The following is a 23,035-nucleotide window of genomic DNA, read 5'->3' as shown; positions in this document are numbered from 1 at the left end:
AAAAACCGGTCGTGTATTTGGGAGGATACCAATGAAACTTATCGCAACAACGGCGATCGCCATGGTGCTTGGCACCGGTGCATTCGCGCAAACCGTCGGCGTGAGCTGGTCGAATTTCCAGGAAGAACGCTGGAAGACGGACGAGGCCGCCATCGTGGCCGCCATCGAAGCCGCCGGCGGAGAGTACATCTCGGCTGACGCGCAGTCGTCCTCGTCCAAGCAGCTGTCGGACGTGGAAAGCCTTGTCGCACAGGGCGCCGATGTTCTGGTGATCTTGGCGCAGGACCCCCAGGCGATCATCCCCGCCGTGAACGCCGCTGCCAACGAAGGCATCCCGGTCATCGCCTATGACCGCCTGATCGAAGATGACCGTGCCTTCTACCTGACCTTCGACAACGTGGAAGTCGGCCGCATGCAGGCGCGCGCCGTGTTCGAGGCCCAGCCGACCGGCAACTACGTGATGATCAAGGGCTCGCCCACCGATCCCAACGCGGACTTCCTGCGCGGTGGTCAGCAGGAAGTGCTGCAGGCCGCCATCGACTCCGGTGACATCACCATTGTCGACGAAGCCTACACCGACGGCTGGCTGCCGGCCAACGCACAGCGCAACATGGAGCAGATCCTGACCGCCAACGACAACAATGTCGATGCGGTCGTGGCCTCCAACGACGGCACCGCCGGTGGTGTCGTGGCCGCGCTGACCGCCCAGGGCCTCGAGGGGCTGCCGGTCTCTGGCCAGGACGGTGACCATGCCGCCCTGAACCGCGTGGCACGCGGCACCCAGACCGTCTCCGTCTGGAAGGACGCCCGCGCGCTCGGCAAGGCAGCGGGCGAGATCGCCATCTCCCTGGCCAGCGGCACCGCCCCCGGTGACATCGAAGGCGCCCAGGAATGGACCTCGCCCGCGGGCACCACGCTGACGGCCAAGTTCCTTGAGCCGGTTCCCGTGACCGCCGAGAACCTGACCGTTGTCGTCGACGCCGGCTGGATCGAAAAGGATGCGCTGTGCCAGGGCGTCACCGAAGGCCCCGCCCCCTGTAACTGATCCTGTCCACACCCGATGTGGCCTCCGCCCGCTTCGGCGGGGGTCACAGCCCTAACATTCAGAACCGAGGTCACAATGGCAGACGCCAGCGCCTCCGGCACGTCGCAAGGACGGAAGAACATCTTCAAGACACTCGAATTCGATACCCGCCTGCTGGGCATGGTGGGCGCATTCGTTCTGGTCTGCATCGTGTTCAACGTCCTGACAGATGGTCGGTTTCTCACACCACGCAACATCTTCAACCTGACGATCCAGACGGTCAGCGTGGCGATCATGGCCACCGGCATGGTCTTCGTCATCGTGACGCGGCACATCGACCTGAGCGTTGGTGCCCTTCTGGCGACCTGCTCGGCCATCATGGCGATCATGCAGACACAGATCCTTCCCGGGATCGGGATCGATTACGGCAGCCCGCTGATGGCCCCCGTGGCCATCCTGGTCGGCCTGCTGGCAGGGGGTCTGATCGGGGCGTTCCACGGCTGGCTGGTCGGCTACCTGGCGATCCCGGCCTTCATCGTGACCCTTGGCGGTTTCCTCGTCTGGCGCAACGTGGCCTGGTACCTGACCAGCGGTCAGACCATCGGCCCGCTCGATGACACCTTCCAGAAGCTTGGCGGCATCGGCGGCACGCTGGGCACCACCGCAAGCTGGATCCTGGGCGTGATCGCGGTTGCCGCGGCCTGCTACGGCATCCTTCAGGCCCGCCGCGCCCGTATCGCGCATGAATTCCCGGTCAAGCCCGTCTGGGCAGAGGCCACGCTGATGGGCCTGTCCGCCGTGCTGATCCTTGGGTTCGTCGCCACGCTGAACGCCTATTCGGTCCCCACCCGCGTCCTGGCCCGCGAATTCGAGGCCCGCGGAGAGGTCATGCCCGAAGGCTTCACCCAGGGCTACGGCATCCCGATCTCCGTGCTGATCCTGATCGCCATCGCCGTCGTCATGACCGTCGTGGCCCGCCGCACCCGCCTGGGGCGCTACATCTTCGCCACCGGCGGCAACCCCGACGCGGCAGAGCTTTCCGGCATCAACACCCGGCTTCTGACGGTCAAGGTCTTTGCCATCATGGGCCTGCTCTGCGCGCTGGCCGGCATGGTCGCCTCGGCCCGCCTGTCGTTCCACTCTAATGACATCGGCACCCTGGACGAACTGCGCGTGATCGCGGCGGCCGTCATCGGTGGCACTGCGCTGGCGGGTGGCATCGGCACGATCTACGGCGCCATCCTGGGCGCGCTGATCATGCAGTCGCTGCAATCGGGCATGGCGATGGTCGGCGTCGACGCACCCTTCCAGAACATCGTCGTCGGCGGTGTCCTCGTGCTGGCGGTGCTGGTCGATATCATCTACCGCAAACGAACCGGAGACGTGTAATGGTTGACCGCAGCGGAACCCCCCTGGTCGAAATGCGCGATGTCTCGGTCTCCTTCGGCGGGATCAAGGCCGTCGACCACGTCACCATCGACCTCTACCCCGGTGAGGTCGTCGGCCTTCTGGGTCACAACGGCGCCGGCAAGTCGACGCTGATCAAGTGCCTGTCCGGCGCCTACAAGATGGATGCCGGAGAGATCTACGTTGATGGCAAGCTGGTCGACATCCAGAACCCCCGCGACGCGCGGGGCCATAACATCGAGACGATCTACCAGACGCTGGCCCTGGCCGATAACCTTGATGCGGCCTCCAACCTCTTCCTGGGCCGGGAACTGATCACCCCCACCGGGCTGGTCGACGACGCCCGTATGGAGGCTGAAACGCGCAAGATCATGGCGCGGCTCAATCCCAACTTCAAAAAGTTCAACGCCCCTGTGAAAGCGCTCTCGGGCGGTCAGCGCCAGTCGGTCGCCATTGCCCGCGCGGTCTATTTCAACGCCCGCATCCTGGTCATGGACGAACCCACCGCCGCGCTTGGGCCGCAGGAAACCCAGATGGTCGCGGAGCTGATCGAACAGCTCAAGGAGCAGGGCATCGGGATCTTCCTGATCGAACACGATGTGCATTCGGTGATGAACCTCTGCGACCGTGCCTCGGTCATGAAGAACGGCCAGCTTGTCGGCACGGTCGACGTGGACAAGGTCACGGACGAGGACATCCTGTCGATGATCATCCTGGGCAAGCGCCCGGAGCCCGCCGACGCCTCCTGACCGGACCACCTTTTTCAATTTCTCCCAAGCGCCCCGGCCCCGGTCGGGGCGCTCCTCCCACTCTGCCAAGGACCAAGACAGTGAGCACAGGATTCTTCGACGGCATTTCCAAGGTCACCTACGAGGGGCCGGACAGCACCAATCCGCTGGCCTTCCGCCACTACAACCCCAACGAGGTCGTCATGGGCAAGCGCATGGAAGATCACCTGCGCTTTGCCGTCGCCTACTGGCACAGCTTCGCCTGGGAAGGCGGCGACCCCTTCGGCGGAGCCACCTTCGAACGCCCCTGGTATCCGCAGGACGACATGGGCCGCGCCAAGCAAAAGGCCGACGTGGCCTTCGAGATGTTCGACATCCTGGACGCCCCCTTCTTCTGCTGGCACGACGCGGACGTGCGCCCCGACCAGGGCAGCTTTGCCGGCAACCTCTCCACGCTTGAGGAAATCACCGACTACCTCGGCGAGAAGATGGAAGGCTCAAAGACCAAGCTGCTTTGGGGCACCGCCAACATGTTCAGCCACCGCCGCTGGATGTCAGGTGCTTCGACCAACCCGGATCCCGATGTCTTTGCCTTTGCCGCCGCCACGGTGAAATCCTGCATGGATGCGACCCATAAGATGGGCGGTGCGAACTACGTGCTCTGGGGCGGCCGCGAAGGCTATGAGACCCTGCTGAACACGGACCTCACGCAGGAACTGGACCACATGGGCCGCTTCCTCAACATGGTCGTGGACTACAAGCACAAGATCGGCTTCAAGGGCCAGATCCTGGTGGAACCGAAGCCCCAGGAACCCTCAAAGCACCAGTATGACTTCGACGTGGCCACCTGCATCGGCTTCCTGCGCAAGTACGGGCTGGAGAACGAGGTGAAGCTGAACATCGAACAGGGCCACGCCATCCTGGCAGGTCACAGCTTCGAACACGAGCTGGCGCTGGCCGCGTCCGAGGGGATGCTGGGCTCCATCGACATGAACCGCAACGATTACCAGTCAGGCTGGGATACCGACCAGTTCCCCAACAACACGCCCGAAGTCGCGCTGGCCTATTACCATGTGCTGAAGTCCGGTGGTTTCACCCAGGGCGGCACCAACTTCGACGCCAAGCTGCGCCGCCAGTCGCTGGAGGCCGAAGACCTGATCGCCGCCCATGTCGGCGGCATGGACATCTGCGCCCGTGGACTGAAGGCCGCCGCCGCCATGATCGAGGACGGTGGCCTGGAAGAGGCTCTGAACACCCGCTATGCCGGTTGGCAAACGCCCGAAGCCAGCGCCATGCTGGACAGCGACCTTGCCTCCATCACCGAGCGGGTGCTTTCTGAAGGGATCAACCCCGCGCCCAGGTCGGGTCGTCAGGAGATCCTTGAAAACTACGTCAATCGCTTCGTCTGATTGCTGAAAGAAGGACAAGACATGTATCTTGGTCTCGACCTCGGAACCTCTGGCCTGCGCGCCATCCTCATCAACGAGGATGGCGCGGTTCTGGCAGATGCCGAAGCCGCATTCGATGTCGACCACCCGCACGCCGGGTGGTCGGAACAGGACCCCGCCGACTGGGTCGAAGCCTGCAAGACCACCATCACGGCGGTAAAGGCCAAGGCCCCTGCGGCCTTTGCCCAGATGAAGGGCATCGGGATCAGCGGCCACATGCATGGCGCGACGCTGATCGATGCCGATGACAAGGTGCTGCGCCCCTGCATCCTGTGGAACGATACCCGCTCCACCGATGAGGCCGCGGCACTCGACGCCACGGATAGCATCCGCGAGATCACCGGCAATATCGTCTTCCCCGGCTTCACCGCACCGAAACTGGCCTGGGTCGCAAAGCACGAGCCAGAGGTCTTTGCCAAGGTCGCCAAGGTGCTTTTGCCCAAGGACTACCTGCGCCTCTGGCTGACCGGAGAGCATATCTCGGACATGTCCGACAGCGCGGGCACCGCCTGGCTGGACGTGGGCGCGCGCGACTGGTCAGAGGCCGCGCTGGCGGCGGGGGGCATGCGCCGCGACCAGATGCCCGAGCTTGTCGAAGGCGCCGCCCCCGGCGGCAACCTGCGCGAGACGCTCTGCGCGGACTGGGGTCTGACGGGTCCCGTCATCGTCGCCGGCGGCGCTGGTGACAACGCGGCGGCGGCCTGTGGCATCGGCGCCCTGGGCGAAGGCAGCGGCTTTGTCTCTCTGGGCACCTCGGGCGTGCTGATGGTCGGGCGCGACAGCTATGCGCCGGACGCGGCCTCGGCCGTGCACAGCTTCTGCCACGCGGTGCCGGATCGCTGGTACCAGATGGGCGTGATCTTGGCGGCGACTGACAGCCTCAACTGGCTGTCGCGCAACCTTGGCCAAAGCCCGGCGGATCTGTCCGCGGCCCTGCCCGACACGGCCAGCGGGCCCTCCAGCCTGACCTTCCTGCCCTACCTGTCGGGCGAACGCACCCCGCACAACGATTCCCGCGTGCGCGGCGCCTTCATCGGTCTCGACGTGGCGATGGATCGCACCGACCTGACCCGCGCCGTCATGGAGGGCGTCAGCTTCGCCCTGCGCGACAGCCTTGAGGCGCTGAAGGGCACCGGCGCCCAGTTCGAGACGCTCTTCGCGGTCGGCGGCGGCGCACGGTCGCGCTTCTGGCTGACCACGCTTGCCAACACCCTGGACCTACCCCTGTCGCTACCTGCGGGCAGCGAGCTCGGCGCCGCCATGGGGGCCGCCCGGCTTGCCATCTGCGCAGTGACCGGCGCCTCTCCGGATGCGGTGATGAGCCCGCCAAAGACCGGCGACGTGATCGCGCCGGACAAGGCGCTGACCGCCGCCTATGACGACGCCTATGGCCGCTACCGCGCGCTCTATCCCGCGCTCACGGGCAAGGGATAAGCCATGAACCGCAGGGCGCGTAGGACCGGCGAAAGCCATCTCTTGCCCAGGAGATCCTGCGCGCCCTCACTGCGTGCCCTCACGGCGCTCGCCTGCCTCTTCGCCGGGGCGGTTTCAGCTCAGGATGCGCAGGCCGGCGGCCTACCCGACCTTGGCCCCCGCCCCGTCTTTCCCGAACACGACATGGCGCGGGTCCAGCTGGGGCAGTTGCTGTTTTACGATCCGATCCTCTCTGGCAACCAGGAGGTCAGCTGCGCCACCTGCCACCATCCCGACCTGGGCACTGCCGATGGGGTCTCCCTGGGGCTGGGCGATGGCGGCATCGGCCTTGGCACCAGGCGCAAGATCAACGCCGAGAATCTGCCCGAGCAGCGCATCCCGCGCAATGCGCCGGGCCTCTGGAACCTGGGTGCCGAGGAATTCACCCGTTTCTTCCACGACGGCCGCCTCGAGCTGGACGAGAGCCAGCCCAATGGCATCCGTACCCCGCTTGGCGCGGAGATGAGCCTGGGCTTTGCCTCTCCGCTCGCCGCGCAGGCCATGTTCCCGGTGCTTTCGGGCGATGAGATGGCCGGGCATTACGCCGAGAACGAAGTCAGCCAATCAGTGCGCCAGGGGCTGCTGGCGCAGCCCGGCGGTGCCTGGGACAAGATTGCCGCGCGGGTTGCGGCCATCCCCGCCTATGCCGAGCGCTTCGCGCAGATCGCGCCCGACGCGCCGGTCACCTTTGCCGCCATCGCCAATGTCATCGCCGATTTCATCGCCTTTGAGTGGCGTGCGGACGACGCCCCCTTCGACCGCGCCATGTCTGGCAAGGCCAGCCTGCCGCCCGATGCCCAACGCGGGATGGACCTGTTCTACGGCGAGGCCGATTGCGCCACCTGCCACGCGGGATGGCTGCAGACCGATCATGACTTCCACGCCATCGCCATGCCCCAGATCGGACCGGGCAAGGCGGCGCGTTTCGAAAACCACTCCCGCGATGAAGGTCGTTTCCGCGTCACCGGCGATCTGGCTGACGCCTTCGCCTTCCGCACGCCATCGCTGCGCAACGTGACCCTGACGGCCCCCTACGGCCACGACGGCGCCTTTGCCACGCTCGAGGGCGTCATCCGCCATCACCTGGATCCGGTGGGCTCCCTGCAAAGCTACGACATCTCGCAAGCCATCCTGCCGTCCCTGCCCGGGGCGAACGACCTGCCGATCCAGAGCTCCGCCGCCGAGGTGGAGGCCATCGCCCGCGCCAACAGCCTTGCCCCCACGGCCCTGTCGGATAGCGATGTCGCGGCCTTGATCGCCTTCCTCGAAAGCCTGGAAGACCCGGCAGAACGCCTTGGCGTTCCGGCCTCCGTACCCAGTGGCCTGCCGGTGACCGGCCGTTAGGCGGAGGGGCCGCATGTTCCCGGCACGTCGGTCCGGCTGACATCGCGCCGCACAAATGGGCGTGCAGGCTGATCACAAAGGCTACCCTGCTGCAATCCAGCGACCGCAGGACATCCCGCAGCAAAGCCCGCTTCCCCAACCGGCTCGGCTTGACTATGCTAGCCCTGCAATTATCCATTTTTTTCACCGCATTACAGATCAGGGCCGGGAATCGGGAATGCGCGAGACCTTCAACATCGTCATTGTCGGTCAGTCCGGCCGCCTTCAATACGAAGCCGCGCTCTTCGCGGCCTCCCTGCGGGCGCGCAGCCCGAAATTCGCGGGCCGTCTTTTCGTGGCGCAACCCCGCCCAGGCCCGCTCTGGCCACAGGACCCGCGCATCCAGGATGCCGGCGTGCTGGACCTTCTGGCCCGGCTGGGAGCAGAAATGCTGCCCTTCGACAGCCTGCATTTCGGCGCCTCCTATCCCCAGGGCAACAAGATCGAATGCCTCTTCGCCTTGCCCCCGGATGAGCCTTTCGTCTTCTTTGACAGTGACACGCTGATCCTGGACGAGATTTCAGAGGTGCCCTTCGATTTCGACCGCCCGGGCGCCTCTCTTCGGCGGGAAGGGACCTGGCCGGTGCCGGAGCTTTACGGGCCCGGCTACACGGAGATCTGGAAAAGCCTCTATGTCCGCTTCGGGCTGGATTTCGAAAGCTCGCTCGACAAGGCATGGCCGGATGAATTCTGGCGCCGCTACCTCTATTTCAACGCCGGGTTCTTCTACCACCGCTCCCCCCAGGACTTCGCGCGGCTTTTCCTTGAGTACGCGCTGGCGATCCGCGACACCCCGCCGCCAGAGCTGATCTGCCAGCCGCTTGTCCCCTGGCTTGACCAGGTGGCTTTGCCGCTGGTGATCCATGCGCTTGGCGGAGGGCGCGACGCCCTGCCAGAGGGGCTGCTGGATGGTGAGGTCAGCTGCCACTACCGCTACCTGCCGCTGCTTTTTGCGCGTGAAAGCGACAAGGCCGTCCAGGTGCTGGAAGAGGTCGCGAAACCCAATCGGATCAAGAAGATACTCAAGAACTACGAGCCGATGAAACGGATGATCTACCAGGGCCGCGGAACCAAGGTGCGCGCGCTCTTCGATCAGGACAACCTGCCCCGCAAGGAACAGGCGATCCGCAACCGCCTGCGCCGCGAAGGTTTCTGGATGCGCTGAAACCTGTCGCGCTTTTGCGCCGACACACAGGCGTTTTACTTTGCCGCAACTCTCCGCTGCGTTAGTGTTGAGCAAATTCGCGCCCACTGCTGGCTTCCGCCGGACCTGACCGTCTCCGGGGCCTTGCGGGCATGTCGCGATCACATAACTTGAACGATACATGCGTCCTGACCTTGCCCTGAGATTCACCGAACACGCGCTCTCGCTTCAGCGGCGGGCCGATGGCGTTTGGGCCGATGTCGGCCGTGCTCGGTTCGAGGATGACAATTTCGCCGCCCAGGTGGCCTCCATCCTGGCGCGGGCAGAGGCAGAGCTGGGTCAGCCCGTGCGCAGCCAGATCGTGCTTCCCGAGGACCAGGTGCGCTACCTCACCATCGCGGTGCCCCAGGATCTTCCCCACGGGGAAGAGGCCCCGCTGGTCGCCGCAGCGCTGGAAGGGGTGACGCCCTATGCCGTGGCCGACCTGCGCTTTGACTGGCATCGCACCGGTGCAGAGCTGCAAATCGCCGCCGTCGCCCGTGAGACCCTTGAAGAGGCGGATCGTTTCGCCACCCGCTGGGGCTTCAACCCCGTCGCCTATGTCGCCGCACCCACCGATCCCGCGGTCTTCGCGAAAGAGCCCTACTTCGGTCCTGAAGAACGCCCTGCGGACCCGGCCCCCGTGGCCGCCCCGAACGCGGAGCCGGTTGCAGCGCCCGCCGCCCCTGCAGAGCCACCCAAACCGCTCACCGCGCCGGAAGTGGCCCAACTGGCTCGGCCCCTTGGCGAAACTCCGGCACCGGTCGCGGCTCCCGAACCTGTGCGCACGGCCGACATCGCTCAACCGGCAGAGCCCCCGGCTGACCTCTCCGCCGAAGCTCCTGCATCCGTGACGCCGGTAGAAGTTTCGCCCCCCCCGGCTCCCCAGCCCCCTGCGCCCAAGCCGCCCGCCGGGTCCATGCAAACGGCCCCCCCGCCGGTCGCACCCGCACCGGACCAAGCCGCGCAGACCGAAGCAGAGCGCCTGACGGTCTTCGGCACGCGCGATGAGCCGAAGCGCAGCGCCAAGGGCAAGCTGATGCTGGCCGGGGCCGCGCTGGTGCTTCTGGCAGGTGCCGGGACCTGGGCCTTCCTCATGGGTCCGCTCTCCGGCAGCATGGAGCCGCCGGAGCAGATCGCGCTGAACGAGCCCGAGAGCGCGGCGCCTGACGACGCCACCAATGGCCCCCTCATCGGTACGTCACCGGAAGAGATGACCGGCGCAGCCCAGCAACCGGACAGCCTGCCCGCGCCACGCAGCGGCGCAGACAATCGCCCGGCCGCCGCCGCGCCGCAGGCCCTTGCGCCCTCCGATGCTGGCGCGCCGCCGAATCAGCCCGAATCCGTGCCTGTGGCCGCGCCGGTGCCCCGTTCTGCGCCCGCCACCCCGTCAGAGGCCGCAGCCCGCTATGCCGCCACCGGCATTTGGCAGCGCGCACCATTGGCCAGCGTCGCGCCGCCCGGCTCTGTCCTGGCCCCGATCGAGGTGGCCTTGGCCAGCCCCGTCGAAGGCCTGCCCCCGGTCTTTGAAACCATGCCGCAACCGGTGCTTCCTCCAGTGCCCGACCCCGCGTTTTCAGAGCCACCCCTGCCGCCCGCGCCAGATGCCCGCTTTGAGCTGGATGACCGCGGGTTGGTCGTTGCCACGCCAGAGGGCGCGATGACCCCGGCCGGGCACCTGGTCTACAGCGGTCCCCCTGACGTCGTGCCGCCCGAACGCCCCGGCACCGACCCAGCACAAGAGGCGCCCGCCGAAGAGGCCGCGGGTCCGGAGACGCCTGGCGCTGATACCGCCGCCACTGAAGCTTCTGAGGCCGAGACACCCGTTGAAGCACCAGAGCCTGCGCAGACCGCCGAAGACGCCGACTCGGAAACGCAGCCCAGCCCGCTGGCTGAAGAACTGGCCGGACTGGTCCGCCCCCGCCCCCGCCCCGCCGGTATCGAGGATACCGGCACCGCATCGAGCGATGCGGAGGACCTGGCCGATGGCGAACCCGAAGCCACGGAAGACGACGAAGAGCTGGCCGTACCCCGCATCTTCTCTTTGCGCCCCCATGCCCGGCCAAAGGGCTTTGCCGAACAGGTGGCAGCCGCCCGCGCCGCCGCCCCGGCGGTGGAACCATCGCAAACCACAAGCCCGCCAGCGCCCTCACAATCTGGCGTGACGCGGCTGGCAACGGCGAAACGGGCGATCAACCTCAACGATCTGAACCTTATCGGTGTCATGGGCTCGTCCGGGAACCGCTCAGCCCTGGTGCGCCTGCCCAACGGGCGCATCGTCAAGGTCGGCGTCGGGGACAGGCTGGATGGCGGCCGGGTGGCCGCGATCAGCGAAGATGCGCTAAGATACGTCAAATCCAACAGGAATCTCCTGCTGGAAATGCCCTGAACCGCCCCATTCGGGCGTGATCAGCTGCGCAAGCCGGTTGCCTGCCGCTGAGGGATATCTATCATCGAAGCGGACCGGACCCGCCGCGCTTGCGGCACGGGTCGGGCGGCCCGGCAGATGCCCTTCGGCAAGGCCACGTGACAGCCACCGCGCAGCCGCCATAGCCCGCGCCCCAGCAACACCAGCCGCACAGGCATGCGGCCAGGAAGGACACTCAAGACCCCATGGAAAGCTTCCTTTACCAGGCAACGATCTACCTGACCGCGGCAGTGATCGCCGTCCCGCTGGCCGCTCGGCTTGGGCTGGGCTCGGTGCTGGGCTACCTGGCCGCCGGGATGCTGATCGGGCCGGTGCTGCACCTGGTGGGCCATGAAACCCACAGCCTGCAGCATTTCGCCGAATTCGGCGTGGTCATGATGCTGTTCCTGATCGGGCTCGAGCTTGAGCCCCGTGCGCTCTGGGACATGCGGCACAAGCTTCTGGGACTGGGCGGCTTGCAGGTGGTGCTGACCATGGGGGCGGTGGCCGGTGCCGCCATGGCCTTTGGCATGGCCTGGAACACGGCCCTGGCGCTTGGCATGGTCTTTTCGCTGTCCTCGACCGCCATCGTGCTGCAGACCCTGTCCGAGAAGGGTCTGATGCAGACACCCGGGGGCCGATCTGCCTTTGCCGTGCTTCTGACGCAGGACATGGCGGTGATCCCGATGATCGCCTTCCTGCCGCTTCTGGCGCTCTCCTCCGTCGCGCAGACGCCGCCGCCCGCCCCCGAGGCCTTGGCCGAAGGCGCCGCCGCCGCGCCTGAGATCGTCACCGTGGCCGAAGGCGCGGCGACGCTGATCTCCAACCTGCCGGGATGGGGGATCACCCTGGTGACCCTTGCCGCGGTGGGGATCGTCATCCTGGCCGGGATCTACCTGATCCGGCCGCTCTTCCGTTTCATCCATTCCGCCCGATTGCCGGAAATGTACACCGCCCTGGCGCTGGCCATCCTGATCGGGATCGCCTCGCTTATGAACCTGGTGGGGCTGTCCCCCGCGCTTGGCACTTTCCTGGCCGGCGTGGTGCTGGCCAACAGTGAATTCCGCCATGAGCTGGAAAGCGACATCCAGCCCTTCAAGGGCCTCTTGCTGGGGCTCTTCTTCATCACCGTAGGCGCGGGCATCGACTTTTCGATCTTCCTCAACGACCCTGTGCGCATCGTCGGCATCGCGCTGGCAGTGATCCTGCTGAAGGGCGCGATCCTCTGTGCGCTTGGCTGGATCTTCAAGCTGCGCCACCGCAACCTGATCCTGTTTACGCTTGGGCTGGCCCAGGCCGGGGAATTCGGCTTCGTGCTGGTCAGCTTCTCGCGCCAGCTTGAGGTCTTCAACACCGGGCTGGCAGACTCCGTGCTGCTGTCGATCACCCTGACCATGCTGCTCACGCCGCTGTTCTTCATCGTCTATGACCAGATCTCCCGCCGCATGGTGGATACGGCGGAAGCGCCCGAGGACGAAGAATTCGAGGATGAAGGGATCGTGATCATCGCCGGGGTCGGCCGTTTCGGGCAGATCGTGAACCGGCTAGTGCAAAGCTCCGGCTTCAAGACCGTGATCCTGGACAACGACATGAACACGATCGAGGTCATGCGCCGCTTCGGCTTCAAGTGCTACTTCGGCGACCCCACGCGCCCGGACATCCTGCATGCCGCCGGGCTGGACAAGGCGCGCGTGCTGGTGGCCGCCATGGACAACAATGACGCGGTGACCAAGCTGGTGTCCTATGCCCGCTCTGAACGGCCGGACCTGCATATCATCGCCCGCGCCTATGACCGGACTCATGTCTACGGGCTGTACCAGGCCGGGGCAGACGACATCGTGCGCGAAACCTTCGACAGCTCCCTGCGTGCGGGGCGCTACGTGCTGGAAAACATCGGGCTGACGGATTTCGAGGCGGCAGAGGCCGCGCGCATCTTTTCGCGACATGACCGCATGACGGTGCGCGAGCTGGCAGAGCTCTGGGATCCGAACCTGCCGGCCTCGCGCAATCCGGAGTACATCGCGCGGGCCAACGAGCTTGAGAAGGACCTGGAAACCGCGCTTCTGGCGCAGTTTACCAACAAGCCGGGCGACGCGGCCTAGCCGTCCGTCACGCCGGCCTCGGCAAAGGTGGCCATGCCGGACAGGCAGGCCACCGCGCCCTGCAGGATCGGAATGGCCAGCGCAGCGCCGGACCCTTCGCCCAGACGCAAGCCAAGGGTCAGAAGTGGCTCTTTCCCCAATTTCTCAAGCAGGCGGGGATGGGCCCCTTCCGCGCTGGCATGGCCCGCGACGGCGTGATCCAACGCGCCGGGCACCTCCGCCGTCAGGCAGGCGGCGGCCGCACAGCAGATGAACCCGTCCAGCAGCACCGGGATGCCCAGCACCCGGGCCCGCGCTATGGCGCCAGCCATCGCCGCGATCTCCCGCCCGCCCAGGCAGCGCAGGGTCTCAAGGCCGGTTTCAGGTTGATGCAGGGCCACGCCCTCAGCCACGACCTCGGCCTTGCGGAACACGCCCGCGTCGTCCAGCCCGGTGCCGCGCCCGGACCAGTCGGTGGCCGTGCCGCCGAACAGCGCCAGGGCAATTGCTGCGGCGGGGGTCGTGTTTCCGATCCCCATCTCTCCGGTCACCAGCAGATCGGCCTCGGGACTCACGGCATTCCAGCCGGTTTTCAGGGCGCTCAGCAGCTCTGCCTCGCTCATCGCCGGACCTTCGCAAAAATCCTGCGTGGGACGGTCCAGATCAAGCGCATGCACATCCATCGTGGCCCCCGCCACGCGGGAAAGCTGGTTGATCGCCGCGCCGCCATGCTGGAAGTTCAGCACCATCTGTTCGGTCACCTCCGCCGGAAAGGCCGAGACGCCCCGGGCCACGACCCCGTGATTGCCCGCGAAGATCACCACCTGGGGATGTGCCAGCACCGGCTTTGCCTGTCCGCGCCACCCGGCGTACCAGATCGCCAGCTCTTCCAGCCGGCCCAGCGATCCCGCAGGCTTGGTCAGCTGGCCATTGCGCTCTGCCGCACCGGCCAGGGCCGCCGCGTCGGGGCCTTTCGCGGACCGAAGCGCCGCCCGGAATTCATCAAGGGAAGAGAAAGTCGCGGTCATGGGGCATCCATTGCATTTGCATCTCCCCCCGTGTCTAAGGCCCTCAGGAAAGGGAGCAACCGGAAAGATGAGCCTGCAAACGTCCTGGTCCGAACGCCTGTCCCCGGCGCTGGCGCAAGCCTGGGGCGATCTGCTGTCCAGCCTTGGCCTGCTCAGCCGCCTTCCCCTGCCCGCGCACCAGGGACGTGGCGCGCAATCTGCCTGGGCCTACCCGCTGGCCGGCGCGATCCTGGGGGCACTGGCAGGCTTGGTCGGGCTTCTTGCGCAATGGCTGCAGGTCCCGGCTGAAGGCGCGGCGCTCTTGGCGCTGGTCGCATCCGTCGCGCTCAGCGGCGCCCTGCACGAGGATGGGCTGGCAGATACAGCTGATGGCCTCTGGGGCGGCATGACAGCCGCGCGGCGGCTCGAGATCATGAAGGACAGCCGGATCGGCGCCTATGGCACCATGGCGCTGGTCCTCAGCCTGATCGCGCGCTGGCTGGCCTATGCGGCGCTGTTTCATGCGGGCTGGGCCCTGCCTGCGCTGATCGCCACCGGCGCATTGTCCCGGGGCGCCCTGCCCCTGATGATGGCGCTGATGCCCCATGCGCGGGACAACGGCCTGTCACGCGCCGTCGGCACCGTCGCCCTGTCCACGGCGATGGCCGGGCTTGGACTTGCCCTGCTGCTGGCGCTGGTCTTCACGGGCTGGAACACCCTGCCTGCGCTGCTTGCCGGCGGTCTGGTGCTGTGCGTGCTGGCGCGGATCGCCATGAAGAAGATTGGCGGGCAAACCGGCGATATCCTTGGTGCCGGGCAGCAAGTGGCAGAGATTGCCGTGCTGTTTTCGCTCATCAGCTGACGGGCCTGACTGCCTGAAAGAAAGCCCCAAACAGAAAAAGGCCGCAGCTTGCGCCACGGCCTTCGATCTTTCGGAACCCGGATGCCGATCAGGCGGCGCGGCTCACAAGCACTTCGTCCACCTGCTTGGCGGCAGCCACTTCGTCACCACCGGCAACGGCAGCCACTTCGCGGGTCAGGCGCTCAAGCGCGGCTTCGTAAAGCTGACGCTCGGAATAGGATTGCTCACGCTGATCATCGCTGCGGTGCAGGTCGCGCACGACCTCCGCGATGGCGATCAGATCACCGGAGTTGATCTTCTGTTCGTATTCCTGCGCGCGGCGCGACCACATGGCGCGCTTCACCTTGGCCTTGCCCTTCAGCGTGGTCATCGCCTTAGAGACCTCTTCCGGGCTGGCAAGCGAACGCATGCCCACTTCGGTCGCCTTGTGGGTCGGTACCCGCAGGGTCATCTTGTCCTTCTCGAAGGAGATGACGAACAGCTCAAGCTGTATGCCGGCGATCTCCTGGCTTTCGATGGATACGATCTTGCCGACACCATGGGCCGGGTAGACAACGTGTTCGTTCGGGCGAAACTCAGGCTTCTTCGATTTGGTCATACAGATTCTTCCTCACAGACCCTCCAATCAGAGGGCACGAAAATGTCCAGCGCCGGCCAGCGGCACTAAACACGTTACGGTCTCTCATCAGATGTGGATCCGGCGGTCAGCAGTGCCCGCGGATCGGGAAAGGGTCGTCATTGTCATATGTAACGACAATATATACCACAGAATCGGCCTTTGTGGAAGGCCGCTGCGCAATTGGCTTTACTATGGGGTAAAGAGGCTCAGCCGCCCTCGCCCGGCGCCTCGGAGAAATACTTCTCCATCTTGCCGTCTTCGCCGTCACGGTCCGTGGCTTCCGGCAGCGGCTCTTTCTTGGTGATGATCACCGGCCAGAGTTCCGCATACTTGCGGTTGAACTCGACCCATTTGTCCATGTCCGGTTCAGTATCGGGGCGGATTGCGTCCGCCGGGCATTCGGGTTCGCAAACGCCGCAATCGATGCATTCGTCGGGATGGATCACCAGGGTGTTTTCGCCTTCGTAAAAGCAATCCACCGGGCAAACTTCGACGCAGTCGGTGTATTTGCAGGCGATACAATTTTCGGTGACGACGTAGGTCATGGCTTACTCTTCTGGGTCGGACAGGCGACTAGCTAGACCAGCGCGCCGGATCATTCAAGCGGTCCACCTCGATCAAGATCGAGTTTCCTGCGGTCACGCTTGGTCGGACGAGAATTGCCTGCGATCCGGGCAATCGGCGGAACGTGTTTCTCAAGGTTCTCAGCCGGGGTGAGATCTTCGTAAAGGCCCTGGGCCTCCGGTGCCGGTCCACGGCGGGTGCCAAGGGCCAGGATCTTCACCACCCGCACCACCTTGCCCTGCGGAAAGGTTAGCACATCGCCGGGCCCCACACCGGCAGAAGCCTTCGCGGCATGGCGTCCGTTGATGCGCAGATGGCCCCCGGTGACACAGGCAGAGGCAAGGCTCCGGCTCTTGAAGAACCGGGCCTGCCAAAGCCATTTGTCCACGCGCAGGCGGGCCGTGTCGGACAAGATCAGCTCTTGTCCTTCAGTCCCATCAGCGCGGCGGCGAAGGGGTTGTCGGGGTCGATACGGTCTTTCTTCTTCGGCGGAGCCGATTCAAAGACCTTGGCCTTATTGCCCTGCGGCTTGCCACCGGGCTTGCCGCCCTGCTTGCCACGGGGTTTGCCACCCTTGGAGCGGTCGCCACGGAGCTGCGGGTTGCCCTTGCCCTGCGGAGCCCGATTGCCCTCGGGGCGACGGCCCCGGTTCTGGCGTGCGGCCCGGCCACCCCAAGTGAAGGTGAAGAAGGTCTCCATCTCCACTTCGGCGGGCGCTTCATCAGGGGTTTCAGCCGCTGCTTCTACCGTCTCCGATGCCTCGGCTTCTGCAGGCGTCTCAACAGGCGCTTCCGTGGGGGCCTCTGTGGCTTCCACGGGCTCTGCGCCCTCGGCAGTCGCCGGCGTATCGGCCGCGTCAGCCTCTGCCGCCGGAGCGGCCTCGGGTGCTTTTGCCTCGGCCAATGGCTCCGGTTTCACCTTCTGGCGCTCGCCCTTCTCGGCCTTGTAGCCAAGACCCTGCATGAGGTCGGCGAACTGGTCCAGCGTCATCCCCGTGATGGAGAGCATGTCCGCCTTGGCCTCGAAGCCACCGCGGCTGTCTTCGGAGCGCAGCATGTCCGCAAGCCGTTCCAGCATGTCGATGCGGATCGCGCGATCGCCGGCAGCACGGTAGCCCGCCATGGCGTAATAGCCCTGGGGCATCTCGCTTTGCGCAGGCACTGTGACCAGGCCCGGCGGCGGCGCTTCGGGGAATTCCTGAAGATCCTTGGACAGGGACCACAGCACCAGGCGCAGACGCGTGGGCGCCGGTTTCAGCAGCAGCGGAAGGAAGATCGTGTACTGGCCGAACCGCAGGCCATGCTTGCGCAGCGCGCCACGGGCCTCCTGGTCCAGGGCCTTCACGTCATCGGCGACTTCGCCGCGCGGCAGGATGCCAAGCGCTTCGACCATGCGGAAGGCAAAGCCCCGCGCGAGCCCCGAAAGCGCCTCGTCCCGCGACAGGTTCAGCAGCGGCTCGAAGAGCGCCGCAACCTTACGGTCGATGAAATGCTGCAGGCGGCGTTGCACCTTCTGGGCCACATCCGGGCCGGCTTCGTCATCGACGAAGGCCACGACCTGCGGCTTCATGGGCTCTGCCCCGGCCACCAGCTTCCCGACAGCCTGATCGCCCCACATGAGGCCCCCCTGCTCGGTAAAGTCGATCTCCGTATCGGGGGCGTTGTAGAACCGATCCGCGCGCAGGTTGAAATGCGGCACAAGTGCCTGGATGCTTGCCTGGCGGAGGGTCTTGGCCTCCTGCCCGCTCGCGTCCTGATCCTGACGGAAACGGAAGCCTTCAAGACGGCCCACGAATTCGCCCTCGACAGTGACCTCTCCGGTCTCGCTAACTTCGGCCAAGAGGGCCTCCTTCTGCTTGAGCCGCCGCATCAACACGCTGGTGCGCCGGTCCACAAATCTCTGGGTCAAACGCGCGTGCAGCGCATCCGACAAGCGGTCTTCTACCGCGCGTGTCTCTCCGCGCCAATGACTTTCGTCACCTACCCAACCCTTGCGTTGAGCCACATAAGTCCATGTGCGGATGAATGCGAGCCGTTTCGACAGGGCATCGATATCCCCGTCCACCCGGTCGATCCGCTTGACCTGGGTGGCCAGCCATTCATTGGGCACCTGGCCGCTTTCATGAAGGAATCCAAAGATCCGCGCCAGAAGTCCTGCGTGTTCATTATGACTGATTCCCCGGAAATCCGGTATCCGGCACACGTCCCAGAGCAGGCGCACCGCGGTCGGACTGCTGGCTCTTGCGCGAACTTCCGCGTCCGATGACATGGATTTAAGCGCCAGGAGGTCGTCCGCCTCGCGCGCCTTCATCAGCCTTTCGTGGGTTGGACCGGCTTCCAGCGACTCGATAAGGGGCGTGATTCCCCCAAAATTCAGCCTGTGATTCCGCCAGTTCAGCTTGCGGATCGGGGTAAAGCGATGCTCCGTGATCGCTTCGACCACCTCTTCATCCAGCGGCTCCGCCTCGCCGGTCACGCCGAAGGTTCCGTCACTCATGCCTCGCCCGGCCCGGCCCGCGATCTGGGCCAGCTCGTTGGGGGCCAGCATTCGCATCCGCCGCCCGTCGAACTTGGTCAGCGACGAAAAGGCAACGTGCTTGACGTCCAGGTTCAGCCCCATGCCGATGGCATCGGTGGCCACCAGGTAGTCCACGTCGCCGTTCTGGTAGAGCTCGACCTGGGCATTGCGCGTGCGCGGGCTGAGCGCCCCCATGACCACGGCCGCGCCCCCCTTCTGGCGCCGGATAAGCTCTGCCATGGCGTAGATATTATCGACGGAGAACCCGACCACGGCCGAACGCGCCGGCATCCGTGAAATCTTGCGCGAACCGGCGTAATCCAGCTGCGACATCCGTTCGCGGCGCACGAATTGCGCTTCCGGGATCAACTCCGCAATGACACCGCGCATGGTGTCCGCGCCCAGGAAAAGCGTTTCATTGGTCCCGCGCGAGCGCAGCAGGCGATCGGTAAAGACATGGCCGCGTTCGGGATCGGCGCAAAGCTGGATCTCGTCCACTGCCAGGAAGTCGCAGCCCATCCCCTCTGGCATGGCCTCGACCGTGCAGACCCAGTACTGGGCGCGTGGCGGCACGATCCGCTCCTCGCCCGTGACCAACGCCACGACGGAGGGGCCGCGCGCCGCGACGATCTTGTCATAGACTTCACGCGCAAGCAGACGCAGCGGCAGGCCGATGATACCTGTCCGGTAGCCCAGCATCCGTTCGATCGCGTAATGGGTCTTGCCCGTGTTCGTCGGCCCGAGGACCGCCGTTATCCTGCCTTGAGCCCTACTGCCCTGGAGGGACATGCCTGCCACCTTTTCTGCGCCCAGATTGCGGGCCCGGTGTCAGATATCGCTGCCTCCGACCTGTCGTGCAAGCCGGTCGCGTCCTTCTTTCGCCTCTTCGTGGGCTGGGTAGACCGCCAGGATCGCCTCATACCCGCTATAGGCCTCCTTCAGGCGGCCGACCTGCTCGAGGATCAGCGACATGCCGTAAACGACCTGAAAATTATCGGGATTGAGGGCCAGCGCCATCTCCAGATCTGCCAGGGCAAGGCCGAATTCCTCTTCCCGGAAGAAGGCCTGGGCGCGCAGATGCCAGCCTTCGGCAAAATCCGGCGCATGGTCGATCAGCGCGGACAGGTGGCCCAAGGCCACCTTCAGATCACCGGCTTCCAGCGCGTCCCGCCCTTCTCGCAGTAGCAAATCCATGGTCGGGGAGCCCGAGCGTGACCAGATCAGCTGAAGCTCACGCTGGATCTTCTTGGCGTCCACCGGATCCGCCTGGGACAGTTCGTCCATCAGCGCGCTGGTCGAATCATCGGCACGTCCTAGGTTTGGCCCCAAGAGGAGTGACGCAGCGATACATGCCACGAGTGCAGATTTGCGGTATGATTGTGTCGCGAACATATTTTAGAAATCTACCCTGATACGGGATCGAATGTGAGCCCAGAACACTAATAATTGATGGAAGGCGCAAGATGAGTGACGTGATTTCGACCGTAGCTGCCGCTTTGAAGGAAAAACTCAGCGGTGAGACGCTGGAAGGTACGGCCAAGTTCCTGATCGAAGGCGAAGGCGCCGTGATGGTGGAAGGTTCCGACGTGCGGGTCTGCGATGAGTCGGAAGAAGCCGATGTAACCCTGACCGCGGATTCCGACACGGTCGAGGACATGCTTTCAGGCGATCTTAACCCGACCTCGGCTTTCATGACCGGGAAGCTCAGCGTGGATGGCGACATGTCCAAGGCGATGGCCCTGGCCGGTATCCTTTCCTGAGGCGCTATTGAAACCGGGCGCGTCGCACTTGGCCCGGTGGACTCCGGCGGCGCGCCCAAGCCACAGCGGCCCGGAAGCGGCTAAACATTGTCAGGACGGCGCATGGAACCTGCCCCCTTTTTCTCGGATGTGGATGACGGCCCCGATGGTGGCTGCGCCTATTGGCTGACGACTCCGGACGGGCTGAAGCTGCGCCTCGCGCATTGGCCCATGGCAGAGGCGAAGGGTACCGTGCTGCTCTTCCCCGGTCGTACCGAATACGCAGAGAAATACGGGCGCGCCGCTGCCGATTTGCAGGCCCGCGGTTACCGCACCGTGGCCATCGACTGGCGCGGCCAGGGGCTGGCAGACCGGGTGGCGGGGGATCCCGCGCTTGGTCACGTTGCGCAATTCTCCGATTACCAGGTCGATGTGCAGACGCTGTTGCGCGGGATCGAGGGGCTTGAGATCCCCGGCCCCTTCTTCCTGCTGGGCCATTCCATGGGCGGGGCGATCGGCTTGCGCGCGCTCTACGAAGGGCTGCCCGTCAACGCCGCCGCCTTCACCGCCCCCATGTGGGGGATCGAGTTGCACGCGATCCTGCGCCCCATCGCCTGGCTTGTCAGCTCCGCGTCGCAGGTGCTGGGGATGTCGGAAACGCTTTCCCCTGGAACGCGGTCAGAAACCTATGTCCTTTTCGAGGACTTCCAGAAAAACAAGCTGACCACGGACCTGGAGATGTATGATTACATGCGCCACCAGGCCCGCGAACACCCGGAGCTGATGATCGGTGGGCCGACCACGAAATGGCTATACGAGGCGCTGCATGAGACCCGTGCGCTGTCCCGCATGGCCGCTCCGCCCGTGCCGGCACTGACCTTCCTTGGCACCTCCGAGGGGATCGTCTCACGCCAGCGCGTCAGGGACAGGATGGCCAGCTGGCCGGACGGCCACCTCAAGATGGTCGAGGGCGCGCGGCACGAGGTCATGATGGAAGGTCCGGGCGTCCGTGCCAGCACCTTCGACAGCTGCTGCGCCTTCTTCGATCAGCACCTGACCAAGGCGGACGCGCGTTCCAGCGCCTAGGCCGCCATCGGTTGGGCCATTCGTCTAAGCGAATTTTTCAGGCAAACAGCATCGCGGCCCGCGAAGAGCGCGCTTCCGGCATCGTCACCGCCACCCCGGCAACAAACCGGCACAGCTTGCCCTTGTTGCAGGGCCTTCACCGGCCTATGTCAAGCACCCGGATTGTTATCATCGGAGGATCCATGAGCCCGAAGACCCTGACCACCCGCGCCCTGCCCTTTCCGGTCCGGGACGCCAATGCAAGTGGTGCCGATGACAGCGCGCCCTTCGGCAACCTGCCCGAATGGGACCTGACGGATCTCTATTCCGCGCCGGATGCACCTGAGCTGAAGCGCGACCTGGACTGGCTGGAAGAGGCCTGCCGCAGCTTTGCAGAAGATTACGAAGGCAAGCTGGCGGATCTGGATGCCGAAGCCTTCCTGGACTGCGTCAAGCGCAACGAACGGATCGATACCGTGGCCGGGCGCATCATGTCCTACGCCGGCCTGCGCTATTACCAGATCACCACTGCCGGTGACCGGGTCAAGTTCATGTCTGACATGCAGGACCGGATCACCACCTTCACCACGCCGCTGGTTTTCTTCACTCTGGAACTGAACCGCCTGCCGGATGATCACCTGGACGGGCTTTTCGCCGAAAACGCGGAACTCGCGCGTTACAAGCCGGTCTTCGATCGTATCCGCGCGATGAAACCCTACCAGCTCTCAGATGAGCTTGAGAAATTCCTGCATGACCTGGGCGTGGTGGGCGATGCTTGGCAGAAGCTTTTTGATGAGACCATGGCTGGGCTCAGCTTCTACGTCGGTGAGGAAGAGCTTAACATCGAATCCGCCCTGACCCTGCTGCAGGATTACGACCGCGACACGCGGGAAGCCGCCGCGCGCGAAATCGCCCGCGTCATGGCCGACAACCTGCGCACCTTTGCCCGCGTTCACAACACGCAGGCGAAAGAGAAAGAGGTCATGGACCGCTGGCGCGGGATGCCCACGCCGCAAACCGGCCGCCACCTGTCCAACCACGTGGAGCCGGAAGTCGTCGAGGCCCTGCGCAACGCCGTGGTGAACGCCTATCCCCGCCTGAGCCACCGCTACTACGAGCTTAAGCGCAAGTGGCTGGGCCTTGACCGGATGCAGGTCTGGGACCGCAACGCCCCCCTGCCCGGCGGCGAACAGCGCGTGATTGACTGGGACGAAGCGAAGGACACGGTGCTCTCTGCCTATTCCGGCTTCTCCCCCCGCATGGCCGAAATCGCGCAGCCCTTCTTCGACAAGGGTTGGATCGACGCCGGCGTGAAGCCCGGCAAGGCCCCCGGCGCCTTCGCTCACCCCACGGTGACAGAGGTCCATCCCTACGTGATGCTCAACTACCTGGGCAAGCCGCGCGACGTGATGACCCTGGCCCATGAGCTGGGCCATGGCGTGCACCAGGTGCTGGCCGCCGGCCAGGGTGAGATGCTGTCTTCGACCCCGCTGACGCTTGCCGAAACTGCAAGCGTCTTCGGTGAGAT

The 23,035-nt window shown here is 65.2% G+C and carries 19 protein-coding genes; 13 read left to right on the top strand and 6 right to left on the bottom strand.

The annotated features are described in order from the left end of the window. Nucleotides 1-31 precede the first annotated feature (31 nt). From xylF to HCZ97_RS17305, 9 genes are all read left to right on the top strand, one after another. Complete coding sequence (xylF, locus tag HCZ97_RS17345) at nucleotides 32-1,045, top strand: D-xylose ABC transporter substrate-binding protein (RefSeq protein ID WP_167690369.1); 1,014 nt, start codon at nucleotides 32-34, stop codon at nucleotides 1,043-1,045. Nucleotides 1,046-1,120: 75 nt separating this feature from the next. Continuing rightward, nucleotides 1,121-2,413 carry a sugar ABC transporter permease gene (locus HCZ97_RS17340; RefSeq protein WP_167690367.1) on the top strand — a complete coding sequence of 431 codons (1,293 nt, stop codon included), beginning with the start codon at nucleotides 1,121-1,123 and terminating at the stop codon, nucleotides 2,411-2,413. Continuing rightward, nucleotides 2,413-3,180, top strand: a complete 768-nt coding sequence (locus HCZ97_RS17335) for an ATP-binding cassette domain-containing protein (RefSeq protein WP_167690365.1) — start codon at nucleotides 2,413-2,415, stop codon at nucleotides 3,178-3,180. The genes HCZ97_RS17340 and HCZ97_RS17335 overlap by 1 nt, the downstream gene beginning before the upstream one ends. An 80-nt stretch (nucleotides 3,181-3,260) precedes the next feature. After that, nucleotides 3,261-4,568 (top strand): xylose isomerase, encoded by a 1,308-nt coding sequence (xylA, locus tag HCZ97_RS17330; protein WP_167690363.1) that lies wholly within the window; start codon nucleotides 3,261-3,263, stop codon nucleotides 4,566-4,568. A 21-nt stretch (nucleotides 4,569-4,589) separates the two neighbouring features. Then, the gene (gene xylB / locus HCZ97_RS17325) at nucleotides 4,590-6,041 is read left to right on the top strand and encodes a xylulokinase (protein ID WP_167690362.1); all 1,452 of its coding nucleotides are present in this window, start codon (nucleotides 4,590-4,592) and stop codon (nucleotides 6,039-6,041) included. Nucleotides 6,042-6,044: 3 nt separating this feature from the next. After that, nucleotides 6,045-7,424, top strand: a complete 1,380-nt coding sequence (locus HCZ97_RS17320) for a cytochrome-c peroxidase (protein WP_167690360.1) — start codon at nucleotides 6,045-6,047, stop codon at nucleotides 7,422-7,424. 217 nt (nucleotides 7,425-7,641) lie between these two features. Further along, nucleotides 7,642-8,628, top strand: coding sequence for a hypothetical protein (locus HCZ97_RS17315; RefSeq protein ID WP_167690359.1), 987 nt, complete (start codon nucleotides 7,642-7,644; stop codon nucleotides 8,626-8,628). 160 nt (nucleotides 8,629-8,788) lie between these two features. Continuing rightward, nucleotides 8,789-11,035, top strand: coding sequence for a hypothetical protein (locus tag HCZ97_RS17310; protein ID WP_167690357.1), 2,247 nt, complete (start codon nucleotides 8,789-8,791; stop codon nucleotides 11,033-11,035). A 224-nt stretch (nucleotides 11,036-11,259) separates the two neighbouring features. Then, the gene (locus tag HCZ97_RS17305) at nucleotides 11,260-13,155 is read left to right on the top strand and encodes a monovalent cation:proton antiporter-2 (CPA2) family protein (RefSeq protein ID WP_167690355.1); all 1,896 of its coding nucleotides are present in this window, start codon (nucleotides 11,260-11,262) and stop codon (nucleotides 13,153-13,155) included. Here the strand turns inward: HCZ97_RS17305 and cobT are convergent. After that, nucleotides 13,152-14,162: a nicotinate-nucleotide--dimethylbenzimidazole phosphoribosyltransferase gene (cobT, locus tag HCZ97_RS17300; protein WP_167690354.1), complete on the bottom strand. Its 1,011-nt coding sequence runs from the start codon at nucleotides 14,160-14,162 to the stop codon at nucleotides 13,152-13,154. The two genes, HCZ97_RS17305 and cobT, sit on opposite strands and share 4 nt — an antisense overlap. Nucleotides 14,163-14,229: 67 nt before the next feature. Here cobT and cobS point away from each other — a divergent pair, with 67 nt between their 5' ends. Continuing rightward, entirely contained in the window at nucleotides 14,230-15,003 is a 774-nt protein-coding gene (cobS, locus tag HCZ97_RS17295) for an adenosylcobinamide-GDP ribazoletransferase (RefSeq protein WP_167690352.1), read from the top strand. Between the two features lie 88 nt (nucleotides 15,004-15,091). On the opposite strand, the gene HCZ97_RS17290 is transcribed toward cobS, so the two are convergent. From HCZ97_RS17290 to HCZ97_RS17270, 5 genes are all read right to left on the bottom strand, one after another. Then, complete coding sequence (locus tag HCZ97_RS17290) at nucleotides 15,092-15,601, bottom strand: CarD family transcriptional regulator (RefSeq protein WP_167690351.1); 510 nt, start codon at nucleotides 15,599-15,601, stop codon at nucleotides 15,092-15,094. Between the two features lie 227 nt (nucleotides 15,602-15,828). After that, entirely contained in the window at nucleotides 15,829-16,167 is a 339-nt protein-coding gene (gene fdxA, locus HCZ97_RS17285) for a ferredoxin FdxA (RefSeq protein ID WP_167690349.1), read from the bottom strand. A 50-nt stretch (nucleotides 16,168-16,217) separates the two neighbouring features. Next, nucleotides 16,218-16,598: an RNA-binding S4 domain-containing protein gene (locus tag HCZ97_RS17280; RefSeq protein WP_167690347.1), complete on the bottom strand. Its 381-nt coding sequence runs from the start codon at nucleotides 16,596-16,598 to the stop codon at nucleotides 16,218-16,220. Nucleotides 16,599-16,600: 2 nt separating this feature from the next. Further along, on the bottom strand, nucleotides 16,601-19,492 hold the full coding sequence (locus HCZ97_RS17275) for a helicase-related protein (protein ID WP_167690346.1): 2,892 nt from the start codon (nucleotides 19,490-19,492) through the stop codon (nucleotides 16,601-16,603). Between the two features lie 39 nt (nucleotides 19,493-19,531). Continuing rightward, the gene (locus HCZ97_RS17270) at nucleotides 19,532-19,987 is read right to left on the bottom strand and encodes a tetratricopeptide repeat protein (RefSeq protein ID WP_167690344.1); all 456 of its coding nucleotides are present in this window, start codon (nucleotides 19,985-19,987) and stop codon (nucleotides 19,532-19,534) included. 179 nt (nucleotides 19,988-20,166) lie between these two features. Between HCZ97_RS17270 and HCZ97_RS17265 the strand changes: the two genes are divergently transcribed. The 3 genes from HCZ97_RS17265 to HCZ97_RS17255 form a co-directional block, all read left to right on the top strand. Then, nucleotides 20,167-20,463, top strand: coding sequence for an SCP2 sterol-binding domain-containing protein (locus tag HCZ97_RS17265; RefSeq protein WP_167690343.1), 297 nt, complete (start codon nucleotides 20,167-20,169; stop codon nucleotides 20,461-20,463). Nucleotides 20,464-20,565: 102 nt separating this feature from the next. Continuing rightward, nucleotides 20,566-21,528, top strand: coding sequence for an alpha/beta fold hydrolase (locus HCZ97_RS17260; protein ID WP_167690341.1), 963 nt, complete (start codon nucleotides 20,566-20,568; stop codon nucleotides 21,526-21,528). A 182-nt stretch (nucleotides 21,529-21,710) separates the two neighbouring features. After that, nucleotides 21,711-23,035 (top strand): M3 family oligoendopeptidase (locus HCZ97_RS17255; protein ID WP_167690339.1); only part of this gene is annotated, 1,325 nt, incomplete at its 3' end.

This window comes from Pseudooceanicola sp. HF7 (assembly GCF_011806405.1).
Lineage (GTDB): Bacteria > Pseudomonadota > Alphaproteobacteria > Rhodobacterales > Rhodobacteraceae > Pseudooceanicola.
Note: the sequence above shows the minus strand (reverse complement) of the source record. Positions and strands in the feature narration are given on the sequence as shown.